Source organism: Campylobacter concisus (genome assembly GCF_003048535.1).
Lineage (GTDB): Bacteria > Campylobacterota > Campylobacteria > Campylobacterales > Campylobacteraceae > Campylobacter_A > Campylobacter_A concisus_S.
This window is the reverse complement of record NZ_PIRQ01000003.1, coordinates 199,881-222,359: the sequence shown is the minus strand read 5'-3', so window position 1 is coordinate 222,359 and position 22,479 is coordinate 199,881. Positions and strand designations below refer to the sequence as shown.

At 37.8% G+C, this 22,479-nt stretch carries 22 protein-coding genes and 1 tRNA gene; 21 read left to right on the top strand and 2 right to left on the bottom strand.

The genetic code is table 11. The features are described from left to right. The first annotated feature begins 2 nt into the window (after positions 1-2). The 10 genes from xseB (at position 3) to CVS93_RS04445 (ending at position 9,523) form a co-directional block, all read left to right on the top strand. Positions 3-194, top strand: a complete 192-nt coding sequence (xseB, locus tag CVS93_RS04490; protein ID WP_004317712.1) for an exodeoxyribonuclease VII small subunit — start codon at positions 3-5, stop codon at positions 192-194. Next, the gene (locus CVS93_RS04485; RefSeq protein WP_107686745.1) at positions 187-981 is read left to right on the top strand and encodes a carbon-nitrogen hydrolase family protein; all 795 of its coding nucleotides are present in this window, start codon (positions 187-189) and stop codon (positions 979-981) included. Before xseB ends, CVS93_RS04485 begins: the two co-directional genes overlap by 8 nt. 74 nt (positions 982-1,055) lie before the next feature. Then, positions 1,056-1,409 carry an MmcQ/YjbR family DNA-binding protein gene (locus tag CVS93_RS04480; RefSeq protein ID WP_107686723.1) on the top strand — a complete coding sequence of 118 codons (354 nt, stop codon included), beginning with the start codon at positions 1,056-1,058 and terminating at the stop codon, positions 1,407-1,409. 85 nt (positions 1,410-1,494) lie between these two features. Continuing rightward, positions 1,495-2,802 (top strand): UDP-N-acetylmuramate--L-alanine ligase, encoded by a 1,308-nt coding sequence (murC, locus tag CVS93_RS04475; protein WP_107686744.1) that lies wholly within the window; start codon positions 1,495-1,497, stop codon positions 2,800-2,802. Further along, positions 2,802-3,119: a hypothetical protein gene (locus CVS93_RS04470; RefSeq protein WP_107686722.1), complete on the top strand. Its 318-nt coding sequence runs from the start codon at positions 2,802-2,804 to the stop codon at positions 3,117-3,119. The genes murC and CVS93_RS04470 overlap by 1 nt, the downstream gene beginning before the upstream one ends. Continuing rightward, a complete protein-coding gene (locus CVS93_RS04465; protein WP_103580646.1) occupies positions 3,113-3,457 on the top strand; it encodes a hypothetical protein in 345 nt (114 codons plus the stop codon). The genes CVS93_RS04470 and CVS93_RS04465 overlap by 7 nt, the downstream gene beginning before the upstream one ends. Continuing rightward, positions 3,454-5,658 (top strand): endonuclease MutS2, encoded by a 2,205-nt coding sequence (locus CVS93_RS04460; RefSeq protein WP_107686721.1) that lies wholly within the window; start codon positions 3,454-3,456, stop codon positions 5,656-5,658. The genes CVS93_RS04465 and CVS93_RS04460 overlap by 4 nt, the downstream gene beginning before the upstream one ends. A 249-nt stretch (positions 5,659-5,907) precedes the next feature. Beyond that, positions 5,908-7,647 carry an EAL domain-containing protein gene (locus CVS93_RS04455; protein ID WP_234400084.1) on the top strand — a complete coding sequence of 580 codons (1,740 nt, stop codon included), beginning with the start codon at positions 5,908-5,910 and terminating at the stop codon, positions 7,645-7,647. Positions 7,648-7,655: 8 nt separating this feature from the next. Then, positions 7,656-8,744, top strand: coding sequence for a succinyl-diaminopimelate desuccinylase (dapE, locus tag CVS93_RS04450; RefSeq protein ID WP_107686719.1), 1,089 nt, complete (start codon positions 7,656-7,658; stop codon positions 8,742-8,744). A 380-nt stretch (positions 8,745-9,124) separates the two neighbouring features. Further along, positions 9,125-9,523, top strand: coding sequence for a DUF2809 domain-containing protein (locus CVS93_RS04445; RefSeq protein WP_234400083.1), 399 nt, complete (start codon positions 9,125-9,127; stop codon positions 9,521-9,523). A 76-nt stretch (positions 9,524-9,599) separates the two neighbouring features. On the opposite strand, the gene polA is transcribed toward CVS93_RS04445, so the two are convergent. Further along, positions 9,600-12,236: a DNA polymerase I gene (polA, locus tag CVS93_RS04440; protein WP_107686718.1), complete on the bottom strand. Its 2,637-nt coding sequence runs from the start codon at positions 12,234-12,236 to the stop codon at positions 9,600-9,602. A gap of 119 nt (positions 12,237-12,355) precedes the next feature. Between polA and CVS93_RS04435 the strand changes: the two genes are divergently transcribed. The 7 genes from CVS93_RS04435 (at position 12,356) to CVS93_RS04405 (ending at position 18,279) form a co-directional block, all read left to right on the top strand. Next, positions 12,356-13,399 (top strand): glycosyltransferase family 4 protein, encoded by a 1,044-nt coding sequence (locus CVS93_RS04435; RefSeq protein ID WP_107686717.1) that lies wholly within the window; start codon positions 12,356-12,358, stop codon positions 13,397-13,399. Continuing rightward, the gene (gene waaF, locus CVS93_RS04430) at positions 13,396-14,340 is read left to right on the top strand and encodes a lipopolysaccharide heptosyltransferase II (protein ID WP_107686716.1); all 945 of its coding nucleotides are present in this window, start codon (positions 13,396-13,398) and stop codon (positions 14,338-14,340) included. Before CVS93_RS04435 ends, waaF begins: the two co-directional genes overlap by 4 nt. Before the next feature lie 135 nt (positions 14,341-14,475). Then, entirely contained in the window at positions 14,476-14,904 is a 429-nt protein-coding gene (gene exbB / locus CVS93_RS04425; protein ID WP_054196205.1) for a TonB-system energizer ExbB, read from the top strand. Further along, complete coding sequence (gene exbD / locus CVS93_RS04420; RefSeq protein WP_072593836.1) at positions 14,891-15,274, top strand: TonB system transport protein ExbD; 384 nt, start codon at positions 14,891-14,893, stop codon at positions 15,272-15,274. Before exbB ends, exbD begins: the two co-directional genes overlap by 14 nt. Next, positions 15,249-16,025, top strand: coding sequence for an energy transducer TonB (locus CVS93_RS04415; protein ID WP_087584630.1), 777 nt, complete (start codon positions 15,249-15,251; stop codon positions 16,023-16,025). Before exbD ends, CVS93_RS04415 begins: the two co-directional genes overlap by 26 nt. A gap of 162 nt (positions 16,026-16,187) precedes the next feature. Next, positions 16,188-16,263, top strand: a tRNA-Phe gene (locus CVS93_RS04410). Between the two features lie 348 nt (positions 16,264-16,611). Further along, the gene (locus tag CVS93_RS04405; protein ID WP_087585498.1) at positions 16,612-18,279 is read left to right on the top strand and encodes an anaerobic C4-dicarboxylate transporter; all 1,668 of its coding nucleotides are present in this window, start codon (positions 16,612-16,614) and stop codon (positions 18,277-18,279) included. A gap of 51 nt (positions 18,280-18,330) precedes the next feature. Here the strand turns inward: CVS93_RS04405 and flhB are convergent, their stop codons facing one another. Further along, entirely contained in the window at positions 18,331-19,404 is a 1,074-nt protein-coding gene (gene flhB, locus CVS93_RS04400; RefSeq protein ID WP_035167257.1) for a flagellar biosynthesis protein FlhB, read from the bottom strand. Between the two features lie 132 nt (positions 19,405-19,536). Between flhB and CVS93_RS04395 the strand changes: the two genes are divergently transcribed. The 4 genes from CVS93_RS04395 (at position 19,537) to obgE (ending at position 22,474) form a co-directional block, all read left to right on the top strand. Then, positions 19,537-20,499: a hypothetical protein gene (locus tag CVS93_RS04395; RefSeq protein WP_107686715.1), complete on the top strand. Its 963-nt coding sequence runs from the start codon at positions 19,537-19,539 to the stop codon at positions 20,497-20,499. A gap of 107 nt (positions 20,500-20,606) precedes the next feature. Then, a complete protein-coding gene (gene rplU, locus CVS93_RS04390) occupies positions 20,607-20,921 on the top strand; it encodes a 50S ribosomal protein L21 (protein WP_107686714.1) in 315 nt (104 codons plus the stop codon). A gap of 11 nt (positions 20,922-20,932) precedes the next feature. Next, on the top strand, positions 20,933-21,190 hold the full coding sequence (rpmA, locus tag CVS93_RS04385) for a 50S ribosomal protein L27 (RefSeq protein ID WP_002942569.1): 258 nt from the start codon (positions 20,933-20,935) through the stop codon (positions 21,188-21,190). A gap of 225 nt (positions 21,191-21,415) precedes the next feature. Continuing rightward, the gene (gene obgE / locus CVS93_RS04380; protein WP_107686713.1) at positions 21,416-22,474 is read left to right on the top strand and encodes a GTPase ObgE; all 1,059 of its coding nucleotides are present in this window, start codon (positions 21,416-21,418) and stop codon (positions 22,472-22,474) included. Positions 22,475-22,479 lie beyond the last annotated feature (5 nt).

Sequence of the window (22,479 nt, the reverse complement as noted above, 5' to 3'; positions counted from 1 at the left end):
AAATGGAGCAAAAAGAGCAAAGCTTTGAAGAAAAATTAGCCTTAGCAGATAAAATTTTAAACGATCTAAATAAAGATGATGTGAGCTTAGAAAATAGCATAAAGCTGCACGAACAAGGCAAAAAACTTTTAAATGAAGCAAGAGAAATTTTAGAAAATGCAAAACTTAGCATAAAGCAGGTGGATGATGAGTAGAATTTGTGCTCTTCAGCTACCAACGCAACCTTTGAGCGAGGCTAGGCTTGATTATTATCTAAAAATTTGTGCGGACGAAAACGCAAGGCTAGTTGTGCTTGGTGAGTACGTGCTAAATAGCTTTTTTAAAGAGCTCATTAGCATGCCAAAAAGCCTTATAAAAGAGCAAAGCGAGCGAAAGAAAGAGGCTCTTTTTTCAATGGCAAAAAAGTATGATCTAAATATCGTTGCACCCATTGTAAATCTAAAAGGCAAGGAAATTTTTAAAAGTCTAGCCAAATTTACCCCAACACAAGTAAAGCTATATGATCAGCAAATTCTTATGCCCTACGCTCACTGGAATGAGGCGAAATTCTTTAATAACACAAGTGATGAGCTAAATTTGCCTATTTTTACCTACGATAAATTTAAAGTCGGCGTCATGTTTGGCTATGAGGCGCACTTTGATGTGTGCTGGGCCTATATGAGTGCCAAAAAGGTCGATATCGTGCTAGTGCCAACGGCTTGTACATTTTTTTCTCAGGCGCGCTGGGAGGAGCTTTTAAAGGTTAGGGCCTTTACAAACAACGTCTACGTGCTGCGCGTAAACCGCGTAGGAAGCCATAAAAGTGACGATGCTCAGTGGAGCTTTTACGGCGATTCGATGCTTATTAATCCGTTTGGTGAAGTTAAAAATAGACTCGGCAAGAACGAAGAGATGATGATAGATGAGCTTAGCAAAAAGGAGCTTAGCGAGGCTAGAAGTACTTGGGGCTTTATGCATATAGAGGCTAAATTTAAAAGATAAAATAAGGCCGTAACTGGACGGGAAAGTGAGCTTAGCAAGAGTGAGCGCTCTTAAAAGGAATTTTGGAGTGAAAATTGAAACGAAGTGACGTTGAGAGATACATAAAAGAGAAATTTGACGTTTTAGGTGAGCAAATTTTCCCAAAGTATCCAAAATTTAGTGTCTTTCGTCACAAGAACAACAAGAAGTGGTTTGCGCTGATTATACAGATAAGCGCTAGTAAGCTTGGTCTTAAAAGTGACGAAGTGATAGATGTTTTAAATCTAAAATGCAGCCCAGATCTAGCCATGGTGCTAGTTGATGAGAGGCAAATTTTTAAAGCATATCATATGAATAAAAAGCACTGGATAAGCGTAAATTTAAACTCCAAAATCTCACAAAAAACAGTTTTTGACCTAATAGACGAGAGCTTTGCCTTAAGCAAATAAAAGCCATTTTCAGCCTTAAATTTAGTAGTTTTTGTTAAAATCACGAAAAACTTAAGGATAAAATTTGCAAGAGCTAAACAACGAGATCAAAAAAGTCCATTTCATAGGCATCGGTGGCATTGGCATCTCAGCCATCGCTAGATTTTTACACGAAAAAGGCCACAAGATAAGTGGCAGCGATATCAAAGAGAGCAAGACGACGCTTGAACTTCAAAGCGAAGGCATTGAGGTCATCACTCCGCACTGTAAAGAGGCGATAAAAGACCAAGACTTCGTGGTTTATTCAGCCGCGATAAAAGAGGATAATATCGAGCTAGTGGAGGCTAGAAACAAAGGCATAAAGTGCTTTTCAAGAAAAGAAATTTTGCCTTATGTGCTTGAAGATAAGTGCGTCTTTGCGGTTGCTGGCGCGCACGGCAAGAGTACTACTTCAGCGATGTTAGCAAGCCTCATTGAGGGCTCAGTGATTATTGGCGCCATCTCAAAGCAGTTTGGTTCAAATATGCGCTACGCTAAAAGCGATAACGTCGTATTTGAGGCAGACGAGAGTGACTCTAGCTTTCTAAACTCAAACCCATATCTAGCCATCGTCACCAATGCAGAGCCAGAGCACATGGAGCACTACGACTACGATCTAGCTAAATTTTACGCAGCTTACAAAGGCTTTTTGGAGCGTGCAAAGGTTAGAGTGATAAACGCTGAGGACGAGTTTTTGAGCACGCTTAAGCTTGATGCGATCAGGCTTTATCCAAGCAGTGATATCACAGAGCTAACGATGGTGGTAAGAGACTATCAGCCATACACTAGCTTCAACCTTAAAAATTTAGGCAAATTTGAAGCCTTTGGCATGGGCGAGCACATCGCTATAGACGCATCTTTGGCTATCCTTGCTGCGATGCACGAGACGCCGCTTAAAGACATTAGAGAAAATTTACTAAATTTTAAAGGGATCAAAAAGCGTTTTGACATCCTTAGCGCAAACAAAAATTTCGTCCTAATCGACGACTACGCGCACCATCCAACCGAGATAAAAGCGACACTAAAATCAGTCTTTGAATACGCCAAAATTTTAGGTATAAACAGCGTCACAGCGATATTTCAGCCACACCGCTACACAAGACTTAGCACAAATTTACCTGGCTTTAAAGAGTGCTTTAAGGGCGTTGATGAGCTTGTCATCTTGCCAGTTTATGCAGCTGGAGAAAGTCCGATCGAAGTTGATATGAAGAGCGAATTTAGCGAGTATAACCCGATCTTTACCGACAAGGTCGAGAGGGTTGAAGAGGGGATAGAATTTACAGATGAATTTGGCGTGAAAAACCGCCTAAGTGACGGCATCGTAGTTGGCTTTGGAGCGGGCGATATCAGCGTGCAACTAAGAGGCGGGTACTAATGGATCTAAGTACTTTCAAGCCTCAAGATGAAAATGAAATTTTAAAAGAGATAAATGAAAAAGAGTTAAGCGAGGATGAAATTTCAAGCCTTATAAATTTAGGCAAAAAAGATATCTTGATCGCTCTTGCAAGGTCGCAAAAGCTAAGCAGCACTCAGATAAAAGAGATGCTGCCAAATGCCCCGTATATGGCTATTTGCTTGCTGGTTGAAAAGCAAGATATCAGCGAGGTTAAGGCTGAAATTTTAGAAAAGATCGAACCTCATGCTGAGCTTTACAAAGAGCTCATTGCAAAGTATAAAGGCGTGAAATGGTAAGAAATTTGATCCTAATCGCTGGCTTGATCGTGCTTTTTGGAGCGATCTGGGCGATAAAAGATGAAAAGATCAGCAAAGGCATAAAAGCGCTCGTTAGCGCGGTGCTTGTAGCGATCCTTATTTGCGTCTATTTTTACGAAGAGAATTTATCAAAGAACGAGGATGCCATCTCAAAGCTAGTTAGCGATTTTAAACAGGGCAAAACACTAAAATGTGGCGAATACAACGTAAGCGCTGAGAAATTTAACTACGAATTTGGCACGGCGTCATTTTTAGCTAAAAGAGAATTTAGCGATCTCTCAGGCGTTATCGTGCCTATAAAAAGTTGTGAGCAATGACTGAAGAGATATTTTTAAAGCTCGATTTGGGCGAGTATCTAGAGAAATTTAACTCCTTTTTAGCAAGGCAAAAACCGCTATTTTTACAAGGCGACAGCAAAATCCACTTTGAAAACATTAGTGAGCTTTCAAAGTATGATTTTAAGGCGCCTGATGAGATAAAAGAGCTTGATGACGCGCTTATGAGACTTAGCAAGCAAGCAGTGCTTCACATCAGTGAAATTTACGAGTTTGCAAAGATTATTAAGTATTTTTCATATCTAAAAAAGCAAAAATTTGAAGGTAGGCTTGGCGAGTGGATCGCTAAAGTTGAGATCCCTGAAGCGATGAGCACTTTGGCAAATAGTTTTGATGAAAACGGCGAGTTTAGCGACAGCGTGGATGAGAGATTTTACGCGATAAAGCAGGCGTTTAGCGAGAAAAAGCGCCAGATCGATGCTGAGCTTAAAAAGCTCATCTACTCAAAGCACATCACGCCCTATCTAGTCGATACCCAGACGCACTACATCAACTCACAAGAGGCACTTTTGGTGCGTGGCGGCTTTAACCACGCCCTAAAAGGCACCGTGATTGCTAGAAGCTCAGGCGGCTACTTCTACGTCGCACCTGCAAACACCGAGCGCCTAAAAAAGGAGCAAAGCGAGCTACTTGATAGAAAAGAGGAGATCATTTTTGAGCACTGCAAGAAATTTAGCTTGCAGATGAGCAAGAGCCTGCTCTTTTTGAAATTTATAAATAACGCATTTGATCAGTTTGATGCGTATCAGGCGCGTGTAAATTTGGCTAGATCACGTGATTATGAGTTTGTTTTGCCAAACAGCTCGCATGTTATCAAGCTTGAGAAATTTGCCCATCCAGCGCTTAAAAACCCAAAAAGCGTGAGTGTGGATTTTAGCAAAAAGGTGCTTTTAATAACCGGTGTAAATGCTGGCGGCAAATCGATGCTTTTAAAATCAATCATCTCAGCCACGCTGCTTGCAAAGTATCTGCTGCCTATGCGTATCGATGCAAACCGCTCAAGCATCGGCTCTTTTAAAGAATTTGACGCGATCATAGAAGATCCGCAAAGTGTGAAAAACGACATCTCGACCTTTGCTGGCAGGATGGTGCACTTTGCAAGGCTTTTTACTAAAAAATCGATCATCATAGGCATCGACGAGATCGAGCTTGGTACTGACTTTGAGGAGGCTGCGAGCTTGTATGGTGTCATGATAGAGCGCCTCATTACTCAAGATATCAAAATGATTATCACGACTCACCACAAACGCCTTGCAATGTTGCTAGCTAAAAACCCAGAGGTTGAGCTAGTGGCGGCACTTTACGACGAGGCGGCACAAAGGCCAAAATTTGAGTTTTTAAAAGGCACGATCGGCAAGTCTTATGCCTTTGAAACGGCGGCAAGATACGGCATATCTCAAAATTTAGTGGCTCAGGCAAAGAAAATTTACGGTGAAGATAAAGAGAATTTAAATGAGATCATCACAAAGACGCTAAATTTACAAACTAAGCTTGATGAGGGTATAAAAGAGATCACGACAAAAGAGGAGCGGCTGGAGCGCTTGCTTGAGGAGCAAAAAGAGCTAAAAGAGAAAAATGAGATCAAGCTAAATGCGACTATTTCACGTCTGGAAAAAGAGTATTTTGAAGCAATAAATGCGGCAAAAGCCGTTATAAATTTCAAGGATATAAAAGACAAGCAAAGGGCGCTAAACGTGGCAAATGAGAAAAAAGCCGCCATCGTTAAGCCTAAAAAAACTGAGCGCGAGAGCCTAAAAGTAGGCGATAGAGTGAAATATGAAAATATAAAAGGCACGGTTTTAAGCATCTCAAAAAATGACGCGATGATCGAGTCAAATGGCATAAATTTGCGTGTACCACTTGAGCTTTTAAGAAAAAATGGCAACGAAGTGGTCTTGCCTAAAAAAGGTGATGTGAGCCTAAATGTCGATAAACCAAAGACAGCCTCGCTCTCGCTTGATCTGCACGGCATGAGAGCTGATGAGGCGATAGCTAAGCTTGATAAATTTATCTCAGATAGTCTTGTTATGGGATTTGACGAGGTTAGCGTATTTCACGGCATCGGCACTGGCAAGCTAGCCTTTGCTGTTAAAAATTTCTTAAAAGAGCATCCAAGTGTGAAGGAATTTTTTGACGCACCAGCAAATCAAGGTGGATATGGAGCTAAAATAGTCAGACTTTAACTTTTTCCCAAAAGTTAAAATTTATTTTAAGGTTGATATAATCAGGGCAAGTACACAAAATAAGGGAAGTAACTTTTGAGTAACAAGGACGAGCAAACGGGTAAAAATCTAAACATCACTAAAACGATTATAGGTTTAGTGTTTGTTTTGGGAAGTATTTTTTTAGTCGAAAACCTGGCAGTTTTTTATTTTAAATTTAATAATGCTTCTGCTGAAAATGGTTTTAATCTTCGAAAGAAAGTTGATTATTTGACATATCAATATGTTGATTATTTCAAAAATGTCAGCAAATATGATGTCGCAAATTTCCAATCTTACATTAACGATAGTGCTATGGGTGATGTTCTTTTATTAAAGGATGATAATAAAAATGGATACAAGGTCGTAGCGTCTTCAGATAAAAGAATAATAAATCAAGAATTTAACGACAAAAGCTGTGGAAATATCTTTGCTCATAATTTCCAAAAAGATTATTTTTGGGCAAAAATTTTGCCAGAAAATGCTGCTCAAGTTTGTATGTTTGTACCGGTCGGAGAGTATATATTAGGCTTTAAAGGAAAGGTCGATCAACGTATTACCGGTACACATGATGAGTACTTTTTTGAGTGGCTTTTAAATAATATGGCTTTAACATTCATCTTAAGCCTCGTTGGTGCAATAGTTGCTTTGTCCACTTGTATATGGTATGCGGTCAAGTATATAAAAGAAAAAAATAACTATAACGCATTAAAAACAGATACTAAAAAACAGATAGAAGAGCTTGGAGAAAAGCTTTATATCGATCCAATGACTGGACTTTTAAATAAAACAGCATTGGTGCGTGATGTTAGTAGCTATGAAAATCCTAAAGTAGTGCTTATAGATATTGACGATTTTGGCAAGATGAATGACTTTTACGGTAAATTTGCATGTGACCAGATTTTGGTAAAGATGGCTGATTTGATCAGTGAATTTGCCAAAGATGAGAATATGAAAGCTTACTGTATAGAAGCAGATAGGTTTGCTCTGGTAGAAGATAGCGATAGCTTTATCGATAGATATGAAGATATGGTTGAAGATTTGATAGAAATTTTTAAAGGTCGTATGCTAAGTATAGTCGATGAAGATAGTAGAGAGATAGAAGGTATCGAGATACATAGTACAATAGGCTTTGCTCTTGATAGTGACCAAACACTAAGAAAAGCAACAATAGCATTAAAAACAGCAAAAGAGCAAGATAAAGACTATGTTTGTTATTTCAAAGGGCTAAATCAAAAAGAGGAATACGCAACTCAAATAGAACGCTCTAAACTAATACAATACGCCACTATAAATAACAATATTGTTCCTTATTTTCAGCCGATAGTTAATGACCAAAAGGTACCTGTAAAATATGAATGTTTGATAAGGCTTTTGGATAGAGGTGATGTTATATCACCAAATGTCTTTTTAGATATCTCAAAGCGTATTAAGCGTTATGCTGATCTTGAGAAACAACTCATTGTAAAGTGTTTTAAGCAGCTTGTAGAGGATAAGAATTTAGTACTTTCTATAAATTTAAGCAGTAGAGATATGATCGATGGTGATGTTAGCTCACTTGTTTTAAATTTATTGAACAAGCACAATGTTGCTGGTAGAGTAGTATTTGAGATCGTTGAAGATGAAGAGCTTAAAAATTTAGAGAGAGTTTCAAATTTTATCGAGCGTGTAAAAAGTATGGGCGCAAAGATCGCTATTGATGATTTTGGCTCAGGATATTCAAATTTTTCTTACATTATAAAGATCAAGCCTGACTATGTGAAGATCGATGGCTCTATTATAAAAGATATAGACATAAATAAAGATTCACACTATATCGCAAGTGCGATCGTGGCATTTGCAAAAGACCTTGGTATAAAAACTATTGCTGAATATGTGCATTCAAAAGAGATATTTGAAATCTGTAAAGAGATCGGCGTAGATGAGTTCCAGGGCTTTTATTTTGGTGCACCAGAGCGTGCCGGCTCATAAGGCACTTAGTGGTAATTAGCTTTTTAAAAGAGCTTTTAAGCTTTTGCTCTATCACACCTAATGATTCTGGAAGCTTAGAATTTATCGCTAAATTTTTACCTGATTTTGAGGCGAAATTTATAGAAAAAAATGGTACCAAAAATCTCATACTTTCTAAAATTTATGGAGACGGCGAGCATCTAGCTTTTGCTGGACACATTGATGTCGTGCCTCCAGGTGAGGGCTGGGATAGCGAGCCATTTACACCATATGAAAAAGATGGCTACATCTACGCAAGAGGCACACAGGATATGAAAAGTGGCGTGGCTGCTTTTGTTTGCGCTGCTAAAGATGCGAAATTTGATGGGAAGCTAAGCCTCATATTAACAAGCGACGAAGAGGGCGATGGCACATATGGTACGCCTTTAGCACTTGAATATTTACGCGAAATAAATGATTTGCCAAAATTTTGCGTAGTGGCTGAGCCAACTTGCGATAAAGAATTTGGTGATAGCATAAAAGTTGGTAGACGTGGCTCAATAAATGGCAAGATCGTGATAAATGGCATTCAAGGGCACGTAGCATATCCTGAAAAGTGTTTAAATCCGGTAAATTTAATAGCTCCACTTTTAAATAAGATAGCTGATCACGATATGGACGCTGGGAGCGAGTTTTTTAGTCCAAGCAAGATCGTGATAACTGATATTAGAGGTGGCATGCAAGTTTGTAACGTTACGCCAAGTGAGCTTAGTATAATGTTTAATGTGAGAAACTCAAATTTAACCGACGTAAATGACGTTGAGGGCTATCTTAGAGGCGTTTTAAATGGGCTTGATTACGAGCTTAGTATAAAACAAAGCTCAAAGAGATTTTTAACAAACAAAGATAGCAAAATCGTAAAAAATTTAATGGCTTCTGTCACAAAGTTCACAAGCGTTACACCGGTTCTAAATACAAAGGGTGGCACGAGTGATGCAAGACACTTTGCTGAATTTGGCATAGATGCGATAGAATTTGGCGTCATAAACGACCGCATACACGCTAAAAACGAGCGAGTTAGCACCCACGAAGTAAATAAACTTTATGAAATTTTTAAAGATTTGATAGAAAAATTTTAATCCATAAATTTTATTATCCTTAAACAAAAAAGTTATTAAGTGTCTAAAAAATACTTTCAAAAGCCATTTTGATTGATATTTTTTGTCAAAGAATTTTAAAAATAAGAAATTTTCTTTATTTGGCAATATTGCTATTATCTGTTACAATTCATGAAATAGCTGGGTTTTGGCAATTTCAAGTAAAACCTAATGGAATACTCTTTTTAACGAGCATAAGGCAGAAGTTATAAATACATTTGTGAGCGAGAAATATATCCAGCACGATCCCGGCTTTAAAGATGGTATGGATATCATTTCTAATTTGTAAAAAAGTAAAATTTCAAATAAATAAAAAAATGCAAGTAAAACGAAAAATATACAAATTTTTTCAATACGAGAAAATGAGACATAGCTTGCGAGCTAGATTGTCCTTTTTGCTCGTAGCAGTCGTGATTTTGGCAATCGAAATTTATATCGCAGCTTTTGTTAAAGGTGGCTTCGTGCGTCATTATTTGGGTGATGTGCTATTTACGGTGATGCTTTACGCATTTGGACGAGCCGTGTTTAAAACTACACCAAAAATTTTAGCGTTTGAAATATTTATCTTCTCGCTATTTATAGAAATTTTACAATACTTTAAAGTACTTGAAATTTTAGATATTCATAATTTAATAATACGTATAGTCTTTGGCGGAATATTTGACGTTAGCGACATCGCATGTTACGCGTTGGGCTGCTTGCTGGCTTATTTGACTGATACCATTTGCTTTTTACAAAAGTATAAAAATTCAAAGATGTAGCGATAAATCACAACTTTATTTTTTAAGTATAAAGCAGGAGCTAATCATCTTAAAAGCTCCAGCAAAATTTATCTATCTATTTTAGCTCACCCCAGTTTTTAGCGATATTTAGCGATGTTTTAAGCGGCACATTTAGCGTGTAAATTTCCTCCATTGTCTTTTGTGTCGCCTTGCCAAATTCCTGTGCAAATTCGTCTTTTACTTCAAATATCAGCTCGTCGTGGATTTGAAGCAACATTTTTGCATTTTTATCTAAATTTGCTCTAACTTTTACCATCGCCATCTTAACTAGATCTGCCGCAGAGCCTTGAAAGACCGTATTTACCGCCTCGCGCTCAAACATGGCTATTTGCATAGGTGTGGCACTTTTAAAGTCAAAATAGCGTCTTCTGCCAAGAAGTGTTTGCACAAAGCCGTCATTTTTAGCTGAAATTTTTATGCTCTCCAAAAACTCCTTGATCGTCTCAAACGCCTTAAAATAGAGCTCTATATACTCTTTTGCCTCGGCTCTTGTGATGTTTACTTGATTTGCCAGCTTGCTTGAGCCCATGCCGTAAATGAGGCCAAAATTTATACTCTTTGCCACGGCTCTATTTTGCCCGTCGCTGCTACCAAATATGCTAATAGCCGTCCTTGCGTGGATATCCTCGTCATTTTTAAACGCCTCAAGAAGCGCAGGATCACGGCTAAAGTGAGCTAGCAGCCTAAGCTCGATCTGACTGTAGTCAAGCCCCACGAAGCTATAGCCTTCGCCCGCCTCAAAGCACTCTCTGACATCCTTTGCGAGGCTGCCACGAGCTGGGATATTTTGTAAATTTGGATTTTTGCTTGAAAGCCTGCCAGTACTCGTGCCAGTTTGTAAAAAGCTCGTGTAAATTCGTGAGCCCTCGTCCTTTTTCGCAAGCGCTAAAAGTGGCTCGCAGTAGGTGCTTTGCAGTTTATATAGCTCTCTGTAAGCTAAAATTTTCTCTATCACTGGATGAGCGCCCGTAAGCTCAGCTAGCACGCTCTCATCGGTGCTATATCCTGTTTTTGTCTTCTTTTTGGTTGGAAGCTTTAGGTGCTCAAAAAGTATGACGCCAAGCTGTTTTACGGAGTTTATGTTGAAATTTTCGCCGCTTAGCTCGTAAATTTCACTTGTTAGCGCCTTTAGTTTGGTGTCGTTTTCAAGGATGAGCTTTTGCATCTTAGCTTCGTTTATCTTGATGCCATTTTGCTCCATATCAAAGAGCGTGAGGATAAAAGGAAACTCGTGCGTATCGGCAAGCGCTAGTAAATTTTTATCAAGCGTGTTTTGAAAAGTTTTATAAAATTTAAGCGTTATCCAAGCATCCTCGCTCGCGTATTTAGCGGCATTTTCTAGGGGCACATCGCCAAAAGTTTGTCCCTTTTTGACCACATCTTCAAATTTGATCGTGTCGTAGTCATAGAGCCTCTTTGCCAGCGCGTCCATGCCGACACTTGAGTTTGGATCGCTAAGCCACGCAAGTATCATCGTGTCTTTAAAATTTGCTGGAGGGTTGAGCCCAAGGTTGTTTTTCACGATCTCAAAGTCATATTTTAAATTTTGTCCGATCACGCAACCTTTATAAATTTGCCCTACCGCCCAAGTGGCAAATTTTAGGTCTATTTGCTTTGGCGCGCCTAGGTAGTTGTGAGCCACTGGCACGTAGTAGGCGTCCTCGTCGTTAAAGCAAAAGCTAAAACCGACGATCTTTGCGCTCTTGCTATCAACGCCCGTGGTCTCGGTGTCAAAGGCGACGATGGTCTCTGGCGTGACGCTAGAGAGTAGTTTTTCGATGCTAGCCTCATCAAGTAGTAAATTTGCCCTAAAGCCTAGTTTAAACTCGACACTTTCCTCTTTTTGTAGACTTTTTAAAAGCCTATTTAGATCATACTCTTTTAAAATTTCTGAGATATTTATCAGAGGATTTTGCTCTGGAAATTTAGAGTGCTCAAGATCAAGCGAAGTGATCGCATCATCAAAGAGCGTGGCTAGTTTTTTGCTCAAAAACGCCTCGTCTCTTGCGGCTGCTAGCATATTTTTGGTGCGCTCGTTTCTAAGAAGGGCTAAATTTTCATAAATTCCATCTAAGCTACCATACTCAGCCAAAAGCTTCTTAGCTCCCACTGCGCCGATACCTTTGACGCCTGGGATGTTGTCCGAGCTATCGCCAGCGATGGCTAGAAAGTCCCTTACTTGTGCCGGATAAACTCCATACTTTTCAAAGCAGCTTGCACTATCATGATCGATCTTGCTTTGCGGGCTGTAGATGCTCACTTTACCGTCCTCTATGAGCTGGTAAAGGTCTTTATCGTGGGTGACTATTCGCACAAATATATCTTTGTCTTTACAAAATTTAACCGCACTTGCGATGATGTCATCGGCCTCGTAGCCCTCGCGGCTAAGGCTGTAAAGCCCCATTTTTTCTATCATATCTATGCAAACTGGAAGCTGTTCTTTTAGCTGAGCTGGCGGCTCGTTTCTGTTTGCTTTGTAATCACCTAAAATTTCGTGACGTAAGGTCTTGCCTTTGCTATCAAGCGCAAAGATGAGATAGTCGCTTTGGTATTCATCCTTGAGGCTTGCTATAAAATTTGCAAAGCCACTTATCATTCCGCTTGGCTTGCCCTCGCGGTTTTTAAGTCCGCTCATGGCGTAGTAGAGCCTAAAAAAGAAACCAAAAGTGTCAATAATAGTAAGTGTTTTCATTTTTATCCTTTGTGTAATTTTATGAAATTTAGGCAAAAAATAGGCTGATTTATAAAAATTTTTGATATTATGGCGGACATTACAAATAAAAAATCACAAAAATAAAAAGCTTTGAGGTCATGAAAAAAATAGTTTTTTTACGTATCAATCCAAACGCAGTCGGTGGTGCCGAACGCTATTTAAGAAGGCTTACCAAAGCCCTAAAAGACGTAGGTATAGACACATCTATACGCTCATATCTAGGAGAGGCTAGGATCTCGTCATGGAAAAAGGCTTTGAGATTTAACGCACAGGTAAAACGCCAGAAAAAAAGTGATGAGGTATATTTTAGCTTGGAGCGAGTGAGCTGCGCAGATATTTATAGAGCAGGGGACGGCGTGCATAAAATTTATCGTGCCACAAAGCCATTTTGGTGGGTTAATCCTCTAAATTTTGTCTATCCATATCTAGAAAAACGTTGCTTTAAAAATTCTAAAAAGATAATCGCAAATTCAAACTACATAAAAGAGCAAATTATTTCAGCTTACGGTGTCGATGAGTCAAAAATCGTTACCATTTACAACGGTATAAATTTGCCACAAAAAGTAGAAAAAGGAGAAGCAAAACTTAGCGTATGTGAAGAATTTGGACTCGATTACAATTTACCAATTGTGCTTTTTGTCGGAAATGGCTTTAAAAGAAAAGGAGCAAAAGACTTTTTACTTCTTGTCTCAAAGCTAAAAACGCCAGTAAATGCGCTAATAGTAGGCAAAGATAAAAATTTAAATTCATATAAGAAGCTAGCAAAAAAGCTAAAGATAAAGGCATTTTTTACAGGTGAGCAAAAAATGACTGCAAAATTTTATGAAGCAAGCGATATTTTTATATTTCCAACACACTATGAGCCATTTTCAAATGTCGTTCTAGAGGCACTTAGCTTTAAAAATATTGTCTTTACAACGGCTCAAAATGGGGCAGCTGAAATTTTAGAAAATCGTTTTATCATGCGTGAACCAAATGATGAAAGTATACTGGAGCTAGTGGAGCAGGTGCTTAATGATAATGAGATGATGAGAGAGCTGCAAGAGGAGTCATTTTTACTTTCGCAAAAATTTAGTATAGAAGAAAATGCAAGCAAAACTCTTGAAATCATAAACGAAGTGCTAAATTTGGAGCAAAAGTGAGAGTGTTTATAGAGCTTCCAACTTGGCTTGGAGATGCTGTGATGGCGAGTGCAGCGATAGAAAATTTAAGTAAAAATGCTAAAAATATTGTATTTTTTGGCTCTTATGTGGCCTGTGAGCTTTACAAATCACATCCAAAGTGTGAAAAAGTAGTCATTGACGATAGTAAAAAGCAAAACTCAAGATATTTAAGTCTTATAAAAACGGCTAGCAAGCTTGGAAAATTTGATATTGCTATTAGCCTTAGAAGCTCATTTGCTAGTAAATTTTTGCTATTTTTTATAAAAGCAACGCAAAAATTTTGTTTTAAAAAGAGTAGCGAGAGCTTGCATCAGGTGCAGAAATATCTAAATTTCATAAAGCAAAGCCTAAATTTAAAAGAAATTTCAAACGAACTAAAAATTTATTATGAAGCTAAAAAAAGCGAGCAAAAACTCCTTGTGCTAAATCCAGGTGCTAGCTACGGAAGTGCCAAAAGGTGGTATCCGTACTATTTTGCAGAGGTTGCACTGCACTTTAAAGATGAATTTGATGTAAAGATCACTGGCTCGAAAGCTGAGCTTGAAATTTGCAATGAAATCGAGCAGATACTCTTACAAAATGGTATGAAATGTGAAAATTTGGCCGGAAAAACAAGCATAAAAGAGCTTTGTGAGGTTATAGGTTCTATAAAAAATGGCATCTTTTTGACAAACGATAGTGGTCCTATGCATATCGCAGCTGCCTATAAAGTGCCACTTGTGGCTCTTTTTGGACCGACTAAATTTAAAGAGACTAGTCCATGGCAAGATGAGAGTGCAAAGATAGTGCATTTAAATTTAGAGTGTATGCCATGCATGAAGCGAGTATGTCCCATAAAAACACATGCCTGTATGAAGGAGCTTACGCCAAAAATAGTCATCACTGAAATAGAGCTACTAAGAAAAAAATTAAATTTTTGAAATTCTAAATATAATTAAATATATACATACAAAATTAAAAATTTTAGTTTTTATTTGATTACATTTTTACTAAATATTTGACATTGGTTATCAATATAGCTATAATCACGCAAAAATTTTTACTAAGAAGGTATTATGGAGCTAATTAAACATCACATTGATCATGTAATTATTGCGATTTTAGGCATTATGAGTTTTTTTGTACTTTGGTATACGATTGAGCGTATTATTTTTTATTCACGCGTTGATATAAAAGGCTATAAAAGTATCGAATCGCTTGAGGAAGCACTAACCAAAAATTTAACCACACTTTATATTATCTACTCAAATGCACCATATGTAGGACTTCTTGGTACAGTTGCTGGAATTATGATCACATTTTATGATATGGGTATGGCAGGCGGAATCGATACTAAAAGCATAATGGTCGGCCTCTCTCTTGCGCTAAAAGCAACTGCTTTTGGACTACTTGTGGCGATACCAACTTTGATGATTTACAATGGTTTTGTCAGAAAAGTAGATGTGATGCTAAATAGATATAAGGCTGAAAATGCGTCTAAATAAAAAAGATGGGTTAAATATTGTCCCATTTATTGATATTATGCTTGTTTTGCTTGCTATCGTGCTTAGCATTTCGACTTTTATTGCTCAAGGCAAGATAGCTATTGATCTTCCAAGTGCAAACAGCGCTGAGCAAAGCAAAGAGGACGATAAAAAGGTAAGCGTAGTAATTGATAAGGATAATAAATTTTTTATAGATGATGTAGAAATTTCTGAGAACGAACTTAAAGATAAACTAAATGCGGTTGATATAAAGACATTGATCGAACTAAAAAGCGATAAAAATTCGAAATTTGATAGCTTTGTCAAAGTAATTGATATATTAAAAGAGAAGGGCCACGAAAATTTTGCAATCCAAACAATCTCTGAATAAAATTTCAAATTACAGCGGCTTAGCTGTTTCGCTTATAGTGCATGGAGCAGCAGTATATTTTTTGCTTTCACATAATTTTGATGAGATAAAAATAGGTGAGCAAAAACCGATAAAAATAGCTCTTAATTCATTTACTCCAGTGCCGCAAGTCTCAGCACCTCAAATAGCGGAGCAAATGCTTATCCCAGAGCCAACTCCACCAGCTCCACCACCACCGCCAGAGCCACCAAAACCTGAGCCAAAGCCAGAACCAAAACCTGAACCTAAAAAGGTGGAGAAACCAAAGCGTGAAATAAAAAAGGTAGAGCCTAAAAAAGAGAAAAAAATAGAGCCCAAGCCTGAACCGGTAATTGCTCAGCCAGTGCAGCCCATTGTACCGCCAGCTAGTGTAAATACAAATTTACCAGCCAATAACAAGTCTATAGCTGCAGCTCCAGTTCAAAATGTAACACCTGAGCTAAATTTATCAAATTCGCAAGGCGATGAAGATTTTACGAAGGTTATAATCGCAGTTAAGAGGCATAAAAGTTACCCAAATAATGCTAGACGTATGAAACATCAAGGAGTTGTAGAAGTTAGGTTTTTACTCAAGCAAGACGGCAGCATAGATGAACTTAAAGTTAGTAAAAGCTCTGGTTTTGAGTCGCTTGATAATGGTGCTTTAGAAAATATTCAAAGAGCAAGTTCTGAGTTTCCAAAACCTAAGCAAGATCGTTATCTGCGCTTTCCTATTTCATATACACTAAAATAAATTACAAGCTTATTTAAGCTCGTAATTTATTATCTGCTTTGTAGAATTTCTTTTATATTTCAAGTCAAAATAGAAAAACATAGCTTATTTTATTTAAAAAAGTGTGTATTTTAAACTTTCTTTAAATATTAAACATGTATAATCTGACTTTCTTTAACGAGTGGTTGGATAGCTCAGTCGGTAGAGCAGCAGACTGAAAATCTGCGTGTCGGCAGTTCGATTCTGCCTCTAACCACCATTACCTTTCTTTAAACATCAATCCTTTTTCTCTTAGTTCTATTAAATTTCACATTTACAAGGCTTTTATGCTATTTTTCTAGGTTATTTATAAAATTTAAATAAATTTTTACTATTAATAAATTTAAAAATATAACAATGCTATTTTTATCTTATATATTCTAAGTCAAATAAAATTTTTAAGATCAAATAAAAATTTCGTACAAGACAATCTTGTAAAAATTTATCCCAAATAAGCTTTTTTAATCAAAATGTTATATTTGTATCAAATCATCCTTAAAATATAAGTTTAATCTAAATCCATAAGAGATATAATCTTGATTAAATTTATATTAACTTAGGAGGTTTCATGGATTTTCTCATGAATTTAAGTGAAGGCATGCAGTTTGCTATCCAGCTTCTCATCGTCCTTATCTGTTTGTTCTACGGAGCTAAAAAAGGCGGTATCGCACTTGGTATGCTAGGTGGTATCGGTCTTATAGTCCTCGTTTTTGGATTTAATATCGAGCCTGGTAAGCCAGCAATTGATGTTATGCTAACTATCCTCGCTGTTGTTGTGGCAAGTGCTACGCTTCAAGCCAGTGGTGGTCTTGATGTTATGCTTCAAATAGCAGAAACCATACTTAGAAAAAATCCAAAATATGTAAGTATCTTGGCTCCTTTTGTAACATGTACACTTACTATTTTATGCGGTACTGGACACGTTGTTTATACCGTGCTTCCTATCGTTTATGATATCGCTATCAAAAATGGCATCCGCCCAGAGCGACCAATGGCAGCAAGCTCGATAGCCTCACAAATGGGCATCATCGCTAGCCCAGTTTCAGTTGCTGTTGTAACTCTTACAAGCTTTCTTATTAATGCTAAAACTCACTTAGCTGGCTTTGATGGATATTTAGATCTTTTAAAGATTACTATCCCTTCGACATTTTGCGGTGTTTTGGCGGTAGGAATTTTTAGCTGGTTTAGAGGTAAAGATCTTGATAAAGATGAAGTATTTCAAACAAAGCTTCAAGATCCTGAGTTTAAAAAATATGTTTATGGCGATAGTGCGACACTTTTAGGCAAAAAACTTCCTGGCTATCAATGGGCTGCGATGTGGATATTTTTAGGCTCTATTCTTGTAGTTGCGCTTCTTGGATATTTTAAAGATCTTCGCCCAAGCTGGACTACTTACAAAGATGCAACGGTCGTTCAAGTAATAGCTAACCTTCCAACTGAACAAAAAGTCTTAAAAACCTTAAAAATAAAAGATGCTAGCATCCAAACAGAGGCGGCTGAGTTAAAAGTAGCAAACGATAAGCTAAATGCTAATCAAAAAGCTCAATCAGTCAAAATCATCGGCAAAGATGCAAATCAAACTCTTACTCGCACAGCTGATGGTGCAGTAACATATATAAATGAAAAAGGCGCAAAAGAAGAATTCCAAGGTGCTTACATCAATATAAGTAACAAACAAGCATCTTCAAAGAGCTTAAGCATGGTTCATGTTATTCAAATTTTCATGCTTTTAACTGGTGCTATCATTTTAATCTTTACACCAACAGATGCTAGCAAGATCGGTAAAAACGAGATATTTAGATCAGGTATGATCGCTCTTGTTGCAGTATTTGGTATCTCTTGGATGGCTGAGACTATGTTTGCAGTGCATACTCCGATGATGAAAGAGGCGCTAGGAAGCATCGTAAAAGAGCACCCTTGGACTTATGCGGTTATGCTCTTGATTATCTCAAAATTTGTAAATTCTCAAGCTGCAGCCTTGGTTGCATTTGTGCCATTAGCTTTAAATATCGATGTTAATCCTGCTATCATTCTAGCTTTTGCGCCAGCTTGCTACGGATACTACATCCTGCCAACATATCCAAGCGACCTTGCAGCTATTCAGTTTGATAGAAGCGGTACGACACATATTGGTAAATTTGTTATCAATCACAGCTTTATCATTCCGGGTCTTATTGGTGTTATATCCTCTTGTATATTTGGCTATATTTTTGCAACCGCTTTTGGATACCTATAATATATAAATTCTCTTGCTGCTAGTATTTTCTAGTGGCAAGAGCAGAATTTATCAAAGCTTATCTTTAAATTTTTGTTTATTGCTCATATAAACGAAGCTTAGCACCTCGGCTACGGCTCTAAAAAGATGTGCTGGTATCGTATCATCGACTTCACAAATTTTATAAAGCTCTCTTGCGAGTGGTGGGTTTTCATAAATTTGCACACCATTTTCAACGGCTATTTTTTTGATTTGCAATGCTAAAAAATCAACACCTTTGGCAAGTATTATCGGCGCCTCGTCGCGACTTTTATCATATCTTATCGCCACGGCGTAGTGAGTAGGGTTTGTGATGACTACGTCAGCTTGTGGGATATTTTGCATCATTCGACGCTTGGCTGCACGCATTTGTGCTTGACGAATTCTGCCTTTTACCTGAGGATCTCCTTCCATTTGCTTATACTCATCTTTTATCTCTTGCTTGCTCATACGAAGGTCTTTAAAATACTGAAAACGCACAATGAGAAGGTCAATAAGTCCGATCACGAAAAGTATAAAAAGCATGACACTAACAAGAATAATGAGCTTTTCTTTTAGCCAAGCAAGCTGATCAAACATAGAAAAAAAGAGCGTGTGCGGTAGCTCCTTTATAAACTGCAAGAAAAAATAAAATCCAACACCAAAGACGATGCTAACTTTTAGCACGATTTTAATACTGTCTATCACTTTTTTCATCGAGAATAAATTTTTTAGCCCTTTTAGCGGGTTTATCTTACCAAAATTTGGCATTATGGGTTTTGTGGTAAAGATAAATCCAAACTGCATTACATTTGCGATGACACCAGCGATCGCCACACAGATACAAACTGGAAGTATCATAAGAAGCGACCTTGCAAAGGTATTTACGACGATCATTTTTACAGTTGGCAAGGTAAGTGGCTGACCGATAAATTTTGAGTAGTAGATATAAAGTGAGATGATCTGTTCTTTCATAAAATTTAGCATTGCAAGTAGTACGCCAATAGCAATAACTAGGGTCACGAACCCAGCTAGGTCCTGACTTTTGGGGACGTTGCCGTCCTTTTTGGCATCTTCTATCTTTTTGGGGGTCGCTTCTTCGGTTTTTTCCTGATCTTCGCCTGCCATCTTTATCCCATACTTGCTTAAATTTGGGGCGATTATAGCCAAAATGCGGTTAAAATATCCGCTAAAGCCACCTTTTGCACGTGGAAAATTAGGTGTTTTTGGCTAAAATTAGCAAAAATAAGGAAACACAAAATGTCATTTTTAGAAGGCTTGCCTAATATTTTCAAAACCAAAAAACTACCAAAAAGCGATGAAGAGCTACTTTTAGACGAGTATGCAAGCATTTACGCCCAGATAAAAGAGAAAAATTTAAACGAATATGACTTTTTATGTGAGCTCATACGATTACTCTCTTTTTCAAGAGCTAGACGCTACGACTTTTACCTTGAAAAGTGCCTAACTGAGGGCGACGTCGAGGCACTAAATAATCTCATTTTTCAATATGCTAAGCTAAATTTACTTCCAGGATGCAGCGGTGGATACGATCAGTGTGAGAGGCTCATACCGGCATTTTTTGCTATCGCTTGTGGTGACACGCAGAGTATGGCAAGGATCTTTCCAAAAGGCCTGCCACCTAGCAAAAACGGCTATAAATTTCTATGCGTGATGCATGATTTGCTCACGGCGATGCTTTGGCAGGATGAAAATTTACTTGCCTCAGCTCTAGAAAAGGCTCACGCTTTTGCGCAGTCAAAAAAGCCGACAAACGAAAGAGAGGCGGTTAAATTTATGCTTGCCCTGCATAAAAAAGATGTGGCTGCCATGAGTGAGCATTTGCAGAAATTTTGCTCCATATTTGACAGGACAGATGCGCCTAAATTTGAAAAAAGGCTTTATATTTTCGCACACGGACTTCACGCTTTGGCACGCTACTTTTTGCCACTTGAGCTCTTTAAAGAGATAAAGCTTCCAAAGAACGAAAATTTCAGTAAATTTTATGCGCAGAGGCTCTTTCAAAATGAAATTCCTAGGCCAAAACTCTATTTTGTTTTGCCACCTGAGTTTGAACTGATAAATATGATCTTAAATGCGCCAGTAGCTAAAACTCTGATACATCAGCCTTATTTACCAAATGACAAAACCTTTTTTCTGGATCATAGCTCTATGATAAGAAATTTAGCCGATGAGATCATAAAATCAGGGGCATTAAAGTAGAATTTATAAACTTTTGGCTAACATTCACACTTTACAACCAATAAAGCTCCATAAATCTTTTGCAAAAAAGTGCTTTTTGGTCTTACCAAATTTTAGAAAGGTAGAGTATGTCAAAATACGCTATATTTAAGCATGGTGGTAAGCAATATCGTGTTAGCGAGGGCGAGTACCTTAAGCTAGATCACTTTAGTGCTGAAGCTAAATCAACCGTTGAGATTACAGAAGTTTTGGCTGTAAATGACAGCGAAGTAAAGGTAGGTGCGCCATTTGTGAAGGGTGCAAAAGTTGTTCTTGAGGTCATTAATGAAGGCAAAGACAAAAAAGTAGTTATCTACAAAAAACGCAGACGTAAAGACTCAAAACTAAAACGCGGCTTTAGAAGACAATTTACACGTGTAAAAGTCGTAAGTATCGCAGCTTAAGGAGATAAGATATGGCACACAAAAAAGGTCAAGGTTCAACCCAAAATAACCGTGATAGTATCGGACGCCGATTAGGTGTTAAGAAATTTGGTGGCGAGTTCGTTCGTGCTGGAAATATAATCATCCGCCAAAGAGGAACAGCAACTCATGCTGGAAATAACGTAGGTCTTGGCAAAGATCACACTATTTTTGCATTAGTTGATGGTTTTGTAAAATTTGAAAGACTTGATAAAAACAGAAAAAAAGTATCTGTTTATCCAGCTGCATAATCCTTGGGGCAATCGCCCCTTTCTTTCTTAAAATTATTCAAAAATTAAAATTTTTATTTAGTGTTTAGAATTTTTAAAATAGCTGTTTGATAGAAATTTTAAATCAACCATAACTTTATATTTTAGGCTTCATGCTGATTGTTTTTGCTTTATTTTAGACAAGATATCACGATTTAAATTTCAGTAAAGTTGGATATAATCCAAATAAAAAATTTAAGGTAAAAAATGTTTATAGATAGTGCAAAATTGACTCTAAGTTCGGGGCATGGTGGAGCTGGAGCTGTGAGTTTTCGCCGTGAAAAACACGTCATTTTAGGTGGTCCTGATGGCGGAGATGGCGGAGATGGCGGAGATGTTTATTTTGTTTGTGACAACAATACCCATACTTTAGCAAATTATAAGGGTAAAAGAGCCATGAAGGCTGGCAATGGTGAAGCTGGTATGGGCAAGCGAATGACCGGCAAAAAGGGCGAAAATTTAGAACTCATAGTCCCTCCTGGTACAGCCGTTTATGATGCACAGACAAATGAACTACTCTGTGATATAGTTAGCGAGGGCCAAAAGACGCTATTTTTAAAGGGCGGTAAAGGCGGACTCGGAAATTTTCACTTTAAAAGCTCTATCAATCAAGCTCCAGAATACGCACAAAAAGGTATGCCTGAAGAGAGTATTGAAGTAAGGCTCGAGTTAAAGCTCATTGCTGATGTTGGTTTGGTGGGCTTTCCAAATGTTGGTAAATCAACTCTTATTTCAACAGTATCAAATGCCAAACCGCAGATAGCAAACTACGAATTTACGACGCTTACGCCAAAGCTTGGCCTTGTTGAGGTTGATGAGTTTAGTGGCTTTGTTATGGCTGACATCCCTGGTATCATCGAAGGGGCGAGCGATGGACGCGGTTTGGGCGTTAAATTTCTAAAGCATATCGAGCGAAATAAAATTTTACTTTTTATGATAGACGGAGCAAACTATAGAGGTATGAGCGAGCAGTTTAGTGTGTTGAAAGAAGAGGTTGCTAAATTTTCAAGCGTGCTTGCTAGCAGGGACTATGCGATCGCTATCACCAGAGTCGATGCGGCGGAAAATTTAGATGAAAACATAAAAGAATTTATAAAATTTTTGAAGCTAAAGCCAGAGCAAAACGGTAAATTTATCTACAAACAAGATTTACTCAGCTTTGATCATTCAAAGCCATATTTTATTTTGCCAATCTCATCAGCGACAAATGAGAACATCGACGAGCTTAAATTTGCACTGCTTGAGCTACTAAAAAATGAGCTTTGAGTTGC

What these genes read in the sequence shown, in the direction of transcription:
- xseB (WP_004317712.1), top strand. Translation starts at nt 3, where the DNA reads ATGGAGCAAAAAGAGCAAAGCTTTGAAGAAAAATTAGCCTTAGCAGAT.
- CVS93_RS04485 (WP_107686745.1), top strand. Translation starts at nt 187, where the DNA reads ATGAGTAGAATTTGTGCTCTTCAGCTACCAACGCAACCTTTGAGCGAG.
- CVS93_RS04470 (WP_107686722.1), top strand. Translation starts at nt 2,802, where the DNA reads ATGGATCTAAGTACTTTCAAGCCTCAAGATGAAAATGAAATTTTAAAA.
- CVS93_RS04465 (WP_103580646.1), top strand. Translation starts at nt 3,113, where the DNA reads ATGGTAAGAAATTTGATCCTAATCGCTGGCTTGATCGTGCTTTTTGGA.
- CVS93_RS04460 (WP_107686721.1), top strand. Translation starts at nt 3,454, where the DNA reads ATGACTGAAGAGATATTTTTAAAGCTCGATTTGGGCGAGTATCTAGAG.
- CVS93_RS04445 (WP_234400083.1), top strand. Translation starts at nt 9,125, where the DNA reads ATGAGACATAGCTTGCGAGCTAGATTGTCCTTTTTGCTCGTAGCAGTC.
- polA (WP_107686718.1), bottom strand. Translation starts at nt 12,236, where the DNA reads ATGAAAACACTTACTATTATTGACACTTTTGGTTTCTTTTTTAGGCTC.
- CVS93_RS04435 (WP_107686717.1), top strand. Translation starts at nt 12,356, where the DNA reads ATGAAAAAAATAGTTTTTTTACGTATCAATCCAAACGCAGTCGGTGGT.
- exbB (WP_054196205.1), top strand. Translation starts at nt 14,476, where the DNA reads ATGGAGCTAATTAAACATCACATTGATCATGTAATTATTGCGATTTTA.
- exbD (WP_072593836.1), top strand. Translation starts at nt 14,891, where the DNA reads ATGCGTCTAAATAAAAAAGATGGGTTAAATATTGTCCCATTTATTGAT.
- CVS93_RS04405 (WP_087585498.1), top strand. Translation starts at nt 16,612, where the DNA reads ATGGATTTTCTCATGAATTTAAGTGAAGGCATGCAGTTTGCTATCCAG.
- flhB (WP_035167257.1), bottom strand. Translation starts at nt 19,404, where the DNA reads ATGGCAGGCGAAGATCAGGAAAAAACCGAAGAAGCGACCCCCAAAAAG.
- CVS93_RS04395 (WP_107686715.1), top strand. Translation starts at nt 19,537, where the DNA reads ATGTCATTTTTAGAAGGCTTGCCTAATATTTTCAAAACCAAAAAACTA.
- rplU (WP_107686714.1), top strand. Translation starts at nt 20,607, where the DNA reads ATGTCAAAATACGCTATATTTAAGCATGGTGGTAAGCAATATCGTGTT.
- rpmA (WP_002942569.1), top strand. Translation starts at nt 20,933, where the DNA reads ATGGCACACAAAAAAGGTCAAGGTTCAACCCAAAATAACCGTGATAGT.
- obgE (WP_107686713.1), top strand. Translation starts at nt 21,416, where the DNA reads ATGTTTATAGATAGTGCAAAATTGACTCTAAGTTCGGGGCATGGTGGA.